We start from the raw sequence: 12,215 nt of genomic DNA on the forward strand, positions 1-12,215 counted from the left end.
ATAAGAGTATATCTAATAATTATAAACTAACAATTTAGTCTGCAGCGACCTGCTGCAAGCGTACAAGGAGTGTACCTAACATGGCCACTATGATTACCGATCGTACCTACCGCATTGCCCGCGAAAACACGCAAGCAATGCTTATTGATGTACAAGAGCGTCTAACGCCACATATCTACGATTACGAGAACATCGTCAAAAAAATATCGACACTAATTAAAGGTCTACAGGCTCTTGGTATTCCTATTATGCTCAACGAGCAATATAAAAAAGGGCTTGGTGATACGTTGCCTGAGATTTTTGAGCTTTTAGAAGGTGATAATGCTAAAAGTTTTGAAAAAGTTACGTTTAGTGCTTGCGACAACGATGATTCATGGCATTATTTAGCACAGCAAAATCGTAGTATCGTTCTACTATTTGGCGTTGAGACGCATGTGTGTGTCATGCAGACGGCGTTAGATTTACTAGATAATGGTATGCAACCAGTAATTGTCGGCGATGCTGTAGGGTCGCGCTTTCCGTACGATAAAAAACAAGCCATACGGCGTATTCGCCGCGCAGGTGGGGTCATTACTACTGTTGAGACTGTCTTGTTTGAGCTATGTCGCACTAGTAAAGATCCGGCCTTTAAGACCATTAGTAATCTGATTAAGTAGCTAATTATTATTAAAGATAACTATTATTAAATGAGCTATATAATGAATTGCCTAATCAGATGTTATTCAACACAAAATAAATAATACAAGGCACAAAGGATGAATAGGCTAACGCAGTACGGTTTAAAACCTCTCTTAGCAGTTGTATTCTCAGTGATGATGATACAGCCGGTGATGGCTGCCAGCCCTATTAGTAGTGGAAATAAGCTGGCGCTGGATGCAAAAAAACAGATCGGAGTGACAGTTAGCTATGATCCTGCCTATCGTCAAATGGACTTTCCACGCGGCGATGTGCCAATGGATACGGGCATAAGTACCGATGTAATTGTGCGCGCGTATCGTTTACAAAATATAGATTTACAGCAGCTAGTTAATCACGACATGAAGTCAAATTGGTCGGAATATCCAAAGACTTGGGGCCTAAAATCACCAGATAAAAACATCGATCATCGCCGTGTGCCCAACCTTGAAGTGTTTTTTGAGCGTCATGGTAAATCACTATCTATCACTGATAAAGACAGCTTTTTGGCAGGAGATATTGTGACTTGGCGACTACCAGACGGTAATTTACCACATATTGGGATCGTCTCAGATAAGAAGGCCGCCGATGGTACGCCGCTAATTATTCATAACATCGGAAGCGGTACTCAAGAAGAGAACATACTCTTTGCTTATCCTATTACTAAGCACTTTCGTTATTAACGTAGACGATAACTTTAGTATGACGTTCTCGGAAAGCACAGTAAATCTATAAGCAAAATAAAACCCAGTCAATAGCAATAAATACTTGCTACTAACTGGGTTTTTTAGTGGTATTTTATTCGTCAGTATTGGCCATACCTAACAACTGACCCATTTGTACCAAACTATTAGCCACCATGTTATCTTGCCAGTCAGCTTTTGCAGCTTTAGGCAATATGACAATAGCGGTTGAACCTAAATAAAAACGGCCAAGTTCATCGCCTTTTTCAAGTTTCATGTCATGATCAGCTTCTTGAATATCATCAGTACGCGTAATTTTGCCTGTTGCAACGGTTTCAATACCGGCGACAATCATGGCTCCAACCATTACGACTGCCGCTTTACCGTATGCCGTATCGAACATACAAACCAAGCGCTCATTACGTGCAAACAAGTCAGGAATATTGGCGGCAGTGGTAGTATTGACTGAAAACAGTGTGCCAGGCACATAGCGAGTTTTAGTCAAAGTTCCCGCAAATGGCATGTGTACGCGGTGATAGTTGCTAGGAGCTAGATAGACAGTAGCAAAGCTACCATCAGCGAAATAGCTGCCATCTTCACTATCGGCAAGTAGCTGTCCGATGTCGTAGTATCGACCCTTAGCCTGTAGCATTTTGTGGTCTTCTATCTGACCGAGCTGGGAAATTATGCCATCAGCAGGGCTTGCGATGCCATGAATGGTAGTATCAACAGCACGAGCATCATCTTTGAGTTCACGAGTAAAAAAATCATTAAAGCTTTCGTAAGCGTTGAGGCTCTGTCGTTCATATTCATCCAGCTTTACGTTATAAGCTTTGGCAAAGCTACGAATAAAGGCGCGTTTAACTATAGGATGACGACTGGCGGCTAAACGTCCGGCCACTTTGCTGATCTTTTGCTGCGGTACAAACTGCTGGATAGTGGTAAATAAAGTCATAACGGGTTACCAGAATAATAATTAAGATGAGAAGATAGAGCTGGAAAATAATAAGAAGTGTTTGTATTTTATCATGGTCAGCACTCAATCGTATGACCATAATTGTTTAAGGAGGTAATCTATGAAAGCACTTATTCAGCGGGTAAATCGTGCTAGTGTTACAGTTGATGAATGTTGTATAGGCTCAATTGAGCACGGAATACTGGCATATATTGGCTTAGGGCATGACGATAACTTGCAGAATGCAAAGCGGATGATCGATAAAATCCTCACTTATCGTATTTTTGATAATCATGATGATCCAGCTAAGTATGGCAAGCTAGATTTAAACGTGCAGCAGGTAGGCGGCGGGTTGTTGTTGGTACCGCAGTTTACTTTGATGGCGAAGACAGACAAAGGCCGTCGCCCTGATTTTGGCGGCGCGATGGCGCCTGATGCAGCACAAGTACTGTTTGAGCAATTAGTCGCTTATGCTAAGACCCAACACCCTGATGTTGCAACTGGTGAGTTTGCTGCTGATATGCAGGTCGAAAGTATCAATGATGGGCCGCTAAACTTTTTATTAGAAATAGTATAAGGTATTAAAGCGTGTACTCATTTTTATTACCATTTTTAAAATGAGGACACGCCCTAGAAGTTTAAAACGCGAATGTCATCAAACTGTCATAATTAATCCGTTTAATAAGCAGACATTAGTGAATGTTTATCGCCTTTTTTGCACCCTGAATTTTCCGTACCATATAGCTTTTACCAATGCTTAATAATAAGGTTGTCGTATGTATAATGAGCAGATTTTGATTGTCGAAGATGAACCAGCGATTCGTGAGATGGTTGTGATGACATTGGAGATGGCCGGATTTGATAGTTTGCAGGCAGCTGATGTCTCAGAAGCGCATCAACAAGTGGTGGATCATCGTCCTGCGCTGATCTTATTAGACTGGATGTTACCCGGAGATAAAAGCGGCATTGATTTTTGTCGCATGCTCAAAAGTGATGAATTGCTCGCTGAGATACCGGTCATTATGTTGACGGCCAAAAGTGAAGAGGATAGTAAGGTTCATGGCCTTGATGCTGGTGCTGATGACTATATGACCAAGCCCTTTTCAACACGTGAATTAATCTCAAGAATTAAAGCGGTATTGCGTCGTAGTAGTGCGCTGAGTGCTGATAAGCCTATCGAAATAGGTAAACTGAGCCTAGACCCCAAAGGCCAACGCGTTACAGCTAATGATAAGATCGTTGATATCGGTCCAACAGAATATAGGCTGTTGGCGTTTTTTATGAGCCATCCAGAGCGTGCTTATACGCGGACACAATTGCTAGATCAGGTTTGGGGCGGTAATGTCTATATTGAAGATCGGACCATTGATGTACACATCAGGCGTTTACGTAAATTATTGAAGCCCCACGACTGCGATACTTTAATTCAAACCGTTCGTGGTACGGGTTATCGGTTCTCTAGTCTCATTGAAAAAGTATAACCATTTTAAAAAACGGCACGTGAATCATAACGCAGTAGATAGTCGTAAGGATAATGAATTATATGATAACGCCTACGGAAAACGAGCAACAAAGTAAGCAAGAAAAGGGAAAGCAAGAGCAAGTTGCTCAGCAAGAAGTGCTGGGTCAACTTAAGAAAATCAGAAGCTCACTACGGGCACTACAAGATGCAGTAATTTTGCTGAATGATGATGATAGTCTGGAGTGGTGGAATCAGGCCGCAGAGGATTTGCTATTACTGCAAGCAGCCGATCAGGGCAAGAGCATTTTTGACTTCATTACCGTACCTGAATTTCGTCAGTACTATCAGACGATGACGACACCTAACGATGGGGTTCATATGGCGTCATGGCGAGACCCTAAGCGTTATTTGAAATGTGAGCTCACGCCTTTTGGTGACGAGAAGTTATTGATTATTTATGATGTGACTCGCTTGCATCATTTAGAGGAGATGCGCCGCGATTTTGTGGCAAATGTCTCGCATGAGCTCAGAACACCACTAACAGTGCTCATGGGCTATCTCGAAAACTTTTCAGATCAGCCCGACATGCCATCGCAGTGGCGGCGCGGTTTTGAGCTGATGACCCAGCAGACTGCACGGATGAATAGAATTGTTAATGACTTATTGCTGCTCTCTCGAATCGAAATCGAAGAAACCCATGAGCTGAATTATATCGATATGACCAAGCTACTGACTCATATCTATGATGACGCGCAGGCCTATAACCAAGAATATAATCATAGCATTCACCTGCAGATAGACACCTATGATGGATTGTATGGGTCAGAGATGTACTTAAATAGTGCCTTATCTAACTTGGTGATTAACGCCATTAAGTACACGCCAAAAGGTGGCAATATAGCCATTAGCTGGACTAGAACCTCAGACGGCTGCCGCTTCGCCGTCGAAGATAATGGCATTGGTATAGCGCCGCAGCATATTACGCGCTTGACGGAGCGCTTCTATCGCATTGATAGTGGTCGCAGTCGTGCCACAGGCGGGACCGGGTTGGGACTAGCGATTGTGAAACACGTCTTGTATCAATATGATGCCAACTTGCAAATTGAGTCGATGGAAGGCAAAGGCTCGACTTTTAGTGCAGTATTCCCAGCTGCCCATGTTCGGTCAGCGCCTACGGACTGATACTACAGTCGATCTCTACCATGTGTAAGCAGCCGTTAGTATTGGCCAGTTTTACACACCTATGCGCGCTAATCTTTTTGCAAAAATGGGTAGGGGTTAACTGCGCTACCATTGATATAAATACCGTAATGCACATGTGGCGGTGTGCCTTTTGCATTGCCACTGTCGCCGACATAGCCAATGATATCGCCAGCATCAACCCATTCATTAGGCGAGATATCGGCATAATCTTCTAAATGCGCATAATAATGTCCTGCGCCGCCAGGACCTACGATGACGACTACTTTCCCACCTAAATTATTTTCACCAACTTTTCTGACAATACCTTGCGTCGTTGCCTGTATTGGCGTGCCTCGCGGTGCAAAGATATCTATACCTTCATGCGTGCGGCCTTGGCTACGCGCAGCGCCCCACGTATCAGTTAGGTGCTGTTTTGGTAGCGGACTGGGTAGGCTGTTTTCTGTCGGCAACTCTTGTTGTAATAAACTAAGTTGTTGCCATTTCGCTACTACAAACGACTGTGTTTGTTGGCTGATGCTCGGTAGTAGTTTGTCTAATACAAACAATAGCACCAATAAAACAGCAGCTCTAATTAATACGCTTAATGCACGGCGCAAAAACTTTGGCTTGGGTGGCTGTTGATTTAGATTCGCTGGCATCGACATCTCTTGGGTTTTATATTAAGTTTTTGCATTCATTTCAATTGATATTATAAGAGTCTCGCTCTATAACGTTTGTATCGCATTGTTATGCCTAGTTGTTATATTTGGCTTTTAGCCCCATAAACATAACGTTTCTTTTAAAATCTTATGTAAAACATCACGTAGATAAAATACCATGTAAAAATAAATGCTGCTATTTATGGCTAAATCTCTATGACTGATATTGCACTTATTATAGATACTGAAACCGATCAAGGTCGAGATCCACGACCTATCCAAGTTGCGACTATTAACGTGGCGACTGGATTTGAGTGGATGAAATACTTTAACAGCGGTCGTCCTATATCACCAGTTGTAATTAAAGTTCATGGTATTACCGATGACGATGTCGCTGGGCTTGAGCGTTTTGAGTTGGATGAATTTGACTTGCCGCAGTACCTGATTGGTCATAATGTGCGTTTTGATTGGCGAGTGATTGGCAGTCCAGCAGCTAAGCTAATCTGTACGGTTCGGATGGCACGCGTGGCTTTTCCAGAATGGAGCGCCTATGGTCAGTCCAAATGTATCGAGCAACTACTAGGAAAAGGCGAGGCGAGTAGAATGACGGTTGCTGCTCACGATGCGCTAGGTGATGCACGTATGTGTTATTTGCTCTATCAAGCCTGCTGCGAGCGCTTAGAAATTGCGCCGACTGACTTTGCCGCGGCTCATGCTATTTCCAATAAAGCCAATCCTGTGAGTAAGATGCCGTTTGGGAAACATAAAGGCAAGCTGATTAAAGACGTGCCAATCAACTATGTGAAATGGATGCTGGGTAATATTCATAATATGCAGCCGTCGCTCTATTCTGCTTTGACTAAGCGGGTCAAGGCAGAAGCCGTAAAAAATATAAAAGACTAAATTTATTGCTGCTTATGTAGCCAATCAACAGCCATTTGCCACAGCTCAGGGGCTTTAGCGTTGGTTCTACTACTAAAATAGCGCATGTGTCCGATACTGCTTAGCCCCAAGTCTTTCGGCTCAAAAAAGCGTTTTTCGACTGGCATTTTGGTAAATACGCGAATCATGTCATCCATATTTTTACTATTGGCAATTTCATCATCGCTAAAGCCGAGCCATAATGCAGGCATGCTCAGCTCATCATAAAAATGGGTGTGTACGCTTTTGCCAAAGGCTGTCTTGATATAACCTGCGCCATTACACCACTCGCGCCACTGCCTAGCTACGCCGCGCGGTAGCGGTTCGCCCATGCCGATTTTATCTGATGGGGTGTAGCCTAACGTCAAGTTAGTGAGTGGAATAAAGGCATCCATAAAGCCCATTGCCTTAAGTTTATAAGGCATATCCATGTTTTTGATACGGCCTGATGAACAAGCAACGTTGAATACGGACGCGATAGCCTTATAGTTTGGCATTAAACCCATTAGCTGACCGCCCGCGCTGTGACCAATTAAGTGATGAGTAGCATCGGTAAACTCATCTTGCAGGGCATCAAGTACGGCTGGCATATCGTGACGTCCCCAACTGATAAGAGATGCATCGCACTTAGCCAAATCGGTTGTAAGCGATTCGCCGATACCTTCATTATCAAAGGTCAGTACCCCAAAGCCATGCTCTGCTAAAAAGTTAGCGAAATTATGGTAAAACTGGCGTTTAATACCAGTAGCTGGCGCTATCATGACCGCTGTTTTTACTGCTTGTTTAGGACGATAAACAGTGGCTGCTAGCGCTCGATTACGATCAGTCATTATGGTCAGTGAATAAGTATCAATATTAGTATTGGGCTGATCGTTCGTTGCAGTATCAACATGAATAGCAGTAGTACTGTCTTGTTGATTTGAAGAGAATGGTACTTGGTTGTTGTGCATCGTTATACCTTAATGAACTTGTTATTTTATTAGTCAGTAGTAATTACTGATAAACAGTACGCTATTAGCGTGAGTTTACTCATCAGTACTTACAAAAAATTTGGCAATTGCGTCATAGTCATAAATCGTTGCTACTATTAGGTAGCATGGCTTATGTTAAGATAAATACTGACGAATAGGAATGAAACAAAAGATACTTAATAGTCTCATTGTTGGCCAGAGTTATTTTTTATCAAATATATATCCAGAAAACTGAAAATAGACGTGAACTTCATTTATGTTTATTATGCGTAATCAATATACCGCTAGCAACGCTCTGAACATAACGAAATAATGTAGAGAGATTTGAACTAAGGCATAAGCAAAATAATGATCTAAATCAATAAATCAGCAAAAATAATTTAACACAATAATCCACGTAGAATTTACGCAAAGTTAGGGGCATTATATGCAAATGAAAATTAACAACGACACTTATGAAGTACTAACCAGTCAAGATATTGCTCATATTGAAAAAGCAGTAGATAAATCAGCGTTAGCTATGCCATTGGTTGCCGTCTATTGTGGCTCACGTTTGGGCAATAGTGATGTCTATGAGCAAGCAGCACGCGAGCTTGGTCGTGCTTTGGCAGACAATGGTATGGGCTTGGTTTATGGCGGCGCAAGCATCGGTCTTATGGGTGCAGTAGCTGACGAAGTTATAAAAGGCGGGGCGCAGGCTGTCGGTGTGATTCCGACCTTTATGCTTAAACATGAAATCGCTCATGAGCAGCTAACACGTCTGCATTTGACTGACACGATGCATACGCGCAAAACAGTTATGGCAGAGTACGCTGATGCTTTTATCACTTTACCGGGCGGACTTGGAACGCTGGAAGAGATAATGGAAATCGCCACATGGCGTCAACTATATCAACATGAAAAACCGATGATCATTCTTAATATCAATGGCTTCTATGATCGTATGATTGACCACCTAAAATATACTACTGAGCAAGGTTTTATGAAGCAGCAGGATCTCGATCGTTTGGTGGTTTGCAATACCATTAACGAAGCGATTGACTTGTTACAGACATTAGTAACGATAGACGATGCGGTTGATACAGAAAAAATGGCAGGAACCGAGAGCCAAGTTCTATAAAACTAACTGAGTAGAACGCTATAATATTAATAGCGATGCTATCAGTAATTATGATAAAAAATAAAAGGGAGCAGGTGACCAAAGACTGGTTATCTGCTCCCTTTTTTATGCCTTTCCCAAAGTTACAAGCTAATGATAAATACTATATTTTAACAGCGGACAAATCAGCTGAAGTTGCTTCACAAATACTACGATTAACGCCAGCCATTGCCTGTGGAAACCCACGTTCTTCGGCCAATATACGCGCAACCTTGTCAATCGCTAAGCTATCGTTGTGCAAAAGATAAGACCATTTATGGGCGTAGCGGCTACGATTTGCAGCTGTATCATTATCTACTAAACCAAGCTCTGTCAGCTCATCAACGATCTGATCAGCAGCAATCAAAGTTGAGGATGCTTTGACATTCTCTGCGCGCGCATAGCGTATATTAGAATACAGACTTACATCAGCCACCCGCAGCGTGTCATCCTGCCCCGGAATTTGCTGCCCACCATATAAGGCATTACCGACCGTACGTGCGCTATGGAACGTCGGTACAAACTCAGCCACATATTCAATCGCTTGCTGGCTACGCGCTTGTAGCGGCGCTTTATCCCAACCATCTTCAATATAATGTACATATTGCTGCGGTAGCTTAGGCTGCGCGCTACCTTTATTAGAGGCGACTAAACCATCACTAAATAAGGTAATCGCTTTACTCATACCGTGAATCTGAAAGTAGCCACCCGGATAGGGGGTGAGCTGCGCCATACCTTCTGGCGTACCGCGACTACCATAGATAATAATCTCTGGTATCTGTCCGCCAGCATCATCCCAGTGCGTAATATAAGAGGACTTAAACTCAACCATACGCGTGACTTTGACACCGACCATATCGTCGATAACGCCGGTACGAAAGCCGCAAGCATTAACTAGATAATCAACTTCGATAGACTCGGTTTGCGGCTCGCTCGCTTGTTGGTAGTCAATACGCCACTTAGTGACATGGTGATCAGCGTTCGAACAATTCTCGCAATCTACAGGCATTACTTGCTTGATTTGGGTATCCGTAAACACATGCGCATGGTCATATTCTGCTAACGCTAGCTGTGCAGAGGCCGCTAAACGAAAAATATTCCAACCGTATTCTTGTACGACAATCAGCGGAAATTTGACTTTGTTTAAGTCCAAATACTTGGCAACCGGTATCATCCATTCATCGACCGTACTAGGCACTGCGACTTGCTCACGTTCAGACAGCTCTAGCACTTGCTCGTGACTATAGAGCTGATAGTAATTTTCAGGCTCGCCCAATACTTTATTATTCGCATCTTTTGCAATAAGCTCACGATAAGCGTCCGTTAAAATATCAAGTCGCGGTAGCAAATCTTCGGGCAACCCTTCATCGCGAGTCGGCACTGCAAATACCGTTGGACGTACATCAATCGTATAAGGATAAAGGCGCAAGATGTCGATACATTGTTTGAGAAGTGCGACGCAGTCTTCATCAGGGATTTCACGATACAGATTGCCACCAGCATGCAAATGACACATTGGCGGCCCATCGATAAGCGATTTTTTCTTTTCAAATAAGTAAGTCTCAAGTCCTAAAGCGGCTAGGCGAATAGCAATAGTTGCTCCTGCTGTACCGCCGCCCAGAATACCAACGCGTTTAGTAGCTTCGGTATTCTTTAGCGTATAAGATAAAGCATCGTGCTGGACGGATTGTGATTGATCTTTGATAAAAGATTGGGTCATTGTCGTTGTCATATCCTTGATAGCATTAGCATAAGGTCATGCTCGGCGTATTCGTTGAGTGTCTTTTTATATATTTTGTTAAATGCGTTATTTGTATTGATATGCGTGCAGATACCAACAAGTTCAACGTCTATATTGAATCGTGATAGTCATACTTTTAATTATTTATGAGTATTGGTATTTCATGACGTTATTTTACGAAAATCTATAACCAACATGATGGCAAATAAGTAAGTAGATGCATTAGTTTTGTCAACGAATAGCTGTGATTAGCATTGGGTGGACAAGTAATGAATAAGCAAGTATTAGATAGATAAGATTCACTAGATGTGAGAGTAAAATCAAAATTAATTTTGATGATAGTTAACATTGATTCTTAGAGTAAGAAACAGACTAGTTTAATGAATTTGTAAAAATTACGCGCTTTTGTAAACTTATATTTTGATAGAAACGACTTTTTCAAAGCATATGCTATATTAAAATGCTTGAAGTCAAGTTTGAGTGTATTGATAAATCAGAGCTTAGATTACAAGTAAAAATATGCATAAAAATTTAAACTAACAAAATTTTGTTCTTAATTACAAGGAAGTTATTATGAAACGTATTCTTATGTTATCTGCATTAACGGGTGTTTTAACGCTTACCGGTTGTTCTACATTAAACAACGTGTTTGGTAATGACAAATCAGGTATGCATGATGTTAAAGCAACTAGCAATAACACAGCGCCAGTGGCTAGTAAAAATGGCGTGTTAGTTGATGCGACCAATCACATGACTTTATATACCTTTGATAAAGATTCAATGAATAAATCAGAATGTGGTGCCGCTTGTTTAGTCGCTTGGCCTGCATTTATGGCACCTAACAACGCTAAAGCTTCTGGTCAGTTTGCTGCATTCCAACGAGAAGATGGCAAGTACCAGTGGGCAATGAATGGTAAGCCATTATATTTCTACGCCAATGATACAAAAGTTGGTGACAAAGATGGTGATAACAAGCTTGGCGTTTGGCATGTTGTTCCAGCCAAATAAAGTATAAAACTACAATATTAATAATAAAAAAGCAGCCATTATAATGGCTGCTTTTTTATAGAACGCTTGGCGAGAATATTCGTAAGCCAAGGTTAGTGAGGAGAAATTAGCTTTATTTTGCTTTGTTCTCTACCAGTTCGCTATCTATTTGGATAGGGACATTAATAGAGATACCTTCAGTGAACGTAGTCGTACCATAGGCAGCACAATCGATATTTCTGATAGCACGAAAATCAATGACTTAGCCTATATGCTGCTTGCATCAAACACTAAAAACCGTTAAAATCGCGGTTTGATTTTCCCGCTGGGGAAGGCTAGGTGAGCAGAGGTGTGGTGTTGGGTGCTGGAATAAGCCAGTGACGCAGTTGCCAGACTTGCAGATGTCCTTAGTGCCTCAGTTACGTATGCTCAGTGTTGCAAGAACTTTGACCCATCGTCAATAATACTGTGTATACATCGGACATAGAGAGTTTATTATGCGTAAAGATATCCATCCTAATTACCAAGAAGTTTTATTCCATGACACTAACGCTGACGTGTTTTTCTTAACTCGTTCAACGGCTAAGACTAAAGCTACTCGTGAATACGAAGGTAAAGAATACCCATACTACCCACTTGATATTTCAAGTGCGTCGCATCCGTTCTATACTGGCGAGCAGCGTAAAACTTCTACTGAAGGCCGTGTTGCAAGCTTCAACAAACGCTTTGGTGCGTTTGGTGGCCGTAACAAGAAAGCTGCTGATTCTGCTGAATAATTTACGCTTATTGCGTAAACTTATTTTGCTAAGTAATAAAAAACCGCTGATAATTCAGCGGTTTT

General features: G+C 42.0%; 13 protein-coding genes. 9 read left to right on the forward strand and 4 right to left on the reverse strand.

Features of this window, described 5'->3' with window-relative positions; translation table 11 throughout:
• Positions 1-80: 80 nt before the first annotated feature.
• Both AAEY87_RS11995 and AAEY87_RS12000 read left to right on the forward strand, forming a co-directional pair.
• On the forward strand, positions 81-656 hold the full coding sequence (locus tag AAEY87_RS11995; RefSeq protein ID WP_350657358.1) for an isochorismatase family protein: 576 nt from the start codon (positions 81-83) through the stop codon (positions 654-656).
• Positions 657-755: 99 nt separating this feature from the next.
• Positions 756-1,358 carry a DUF1287 domain-containing protein gene (locus AAEY87_RS12000; RefSeq protein ID WP_228138867.1) on the forward strand — a complete coding sequence of 201 codons (603 nt, stop codon included), beginning with the start codon at positions 756-758 and terminating at the stop codon, positions 1,356-1,358.
• Positions 1,359-1,473: 115 nt separating this feature from the next.
• Here the strand turns inward: AAEY87_RS12000 and asd are convergent, their stop codons facing one another.
• A complete protein-coding gene (gene asd / locus AAEY87_RS12005; protein ID WP_350657359.1) occupies positions 1,474-2,313 on the reverse strand; it encodes an archaetidylserine decarboxylase in 840 nt (279 codons plus the stop codon).
• A 121-nt stretch (positions 2,314-2,434) separates the two neighbouring features.
• On the opposite strand from asd, the gene dtd reads away from it, so the two are divergent.
• The 3 genes from dtd (at position 2,435) to phoR (ending at position 4,957) form a co-directional block, all read left to right on the forward strand.
• Positions 2,435-2,890 carry a D-aminoacyl-tRNA deacylase gene (gene dtd / locus AAEY87_RS12010; RefSeq protein WP_350657360.1) on the forward strand — a complete coding sequence of 152 codons (456 nt, stop codon included), beginning with the start codon at positions 2,435-2,437 and terminating at the stop codon, positions 2,888-2,890.
• 199 nt (positions 2,891-3,089) lie between these two features.
• Positions 3,090-3,794: a phosphate regulon transcriptional regulator PhoB gene (gene phoB / locus AAEY87_RS12015; RefSeq protein WP_068329539.1), complete on the forward strand. Its 705-nt coding sequence runs from the start codon at positions 3,090-3,092 to the stop codon at positions 3,792-3,794.
• Positions 3,795-3,856: 62 nt separating this feature from the next.
• Positions 3,857-4,957: a phosphate regulon sensor histidine kinase PhoR gene (gene phoR, locus AAEY87_RS12020; protein ID WP_068329537.1), complete on the forward strand. Its 1,101-nt coding sequence runs from the start codon at positions 3,857-3,859 to the stop codon at positions 4,955-4,957.
• A gap of 68 nt (positions 4,958-5,025) precedes the next feature.
• On the opposite strand, the gene AAEY87_RS12025 is transcribed toward phoR, so the two are convergent.
• Complete coding sequence (locus tag AAEY87_RS12025; protein WP_350657361.1) at positions 5,026-5,616, reverse strand: M23 family metallopeptidase; 591 nt, start codon at positions 5,614-5,616, stop codon at positions 5,026-5,028.
• A gap of 216 nt (positions 5,617-5,832) precedes the next feature.
• Between AAEY87_RS12025 and AAEY87_RS12030 the strand changes: the two genes are divergently transcribed.
• Complete coding sequence (locus AAEY87_RS12030; RefSeq protein WP_350657362.1) at positions 5,833-6,519, forward strand: putative quorum-sensing-regulated virulence factor; 687 nt, start codon at positions 5,833-5,835, stop codon at positions 6,517-6,519.
• Between the two features lie 2 nt (positions 6,520-6,521).
• On the opposite strand, the gene AAEY87_RS12035 is transcribed toward AAEY87_RS12030, so the two are convergent.
• Entirely contained in the window at positions 6,522-7,367 is an 846-nt protein-coding gene (locus AAEY87_RS12035; RefSeq protein ID WP_350657374.1) for an alpha/beta hydrolase family protein, read from the reverse strand.
• 568 nt (positions 7,368-7,935) lie between these two features.
• On the opposite strand from AAEY87_RS12035, the gene AAEY87_RS12040 reads away from it, so the two are divergent.
• On the forward strand, positions 7,936-8,628 hold the full coding sequence (locus AAEY87_RS12040; RefSeq protein WP_068038053.1) for an LOG family protein: 693 nt from the start codon (positions 7,936-7,938) through the stop codon (positions 8,626-8,628).
• Between the two features lie 142 nt (positions 8,629-8,770).
• Here the strand turns inward: AAEY87_RS12040 and AAEY87_RS12045 are convergent, their stop codons facing one another.
• Complete coding sequence (locus AAEY87_RS12045; protein WP_068329532.1) at positions 8,771-10,366, reverse strand: FAD-dependent oxidoreductase; 1,596 nt, start codon at positions 10,364-10,366, stop codon at positions 8,771-8,773.
• Between the two features lie 594 nt (positions 10,367-10,960).
• On the opposite strand from AAEY87_RS12045, the gene AAEY87_RS12050 reads away from it, so the two are divergent.
• On the forward strand, positions 10,961-11,395 hold the full coding sequence (locus AAEY87_RS12050) for a COG4315 family predicted lipoprotein (protein ID WP_068329531.1): 435 nt from the start codon (positions 10,961-10,963) through the stop codon (positions 11,393-11,395).
• Positions 11,396-11,871: 476 nt separating this feature from the next.
• Positions 11,872-12,150: a type B 50S ribosomal protein L31 gene (locus AAEY87_RS12055; RefSeq protein ID WP_068038044.1), complete on the forward strand. Its 279-nt coding sequence runs from the start codon at positions 11,872-11,874 to the stop codon at positions 12,148-12,150.
• Positions 12,151-12,215 lie beyond the last annotated feature (65 nt).

It is taken from the genome of Psychrobacter sp. S1-30-MNA-CIBAN-0213, from assembly GCF_040309845.1.
GTDB lineage: Bacteria > Pseudomonadota > Gammaproteobacteria > Pseudomonadales > Moraxellaceae > Psychrobacter.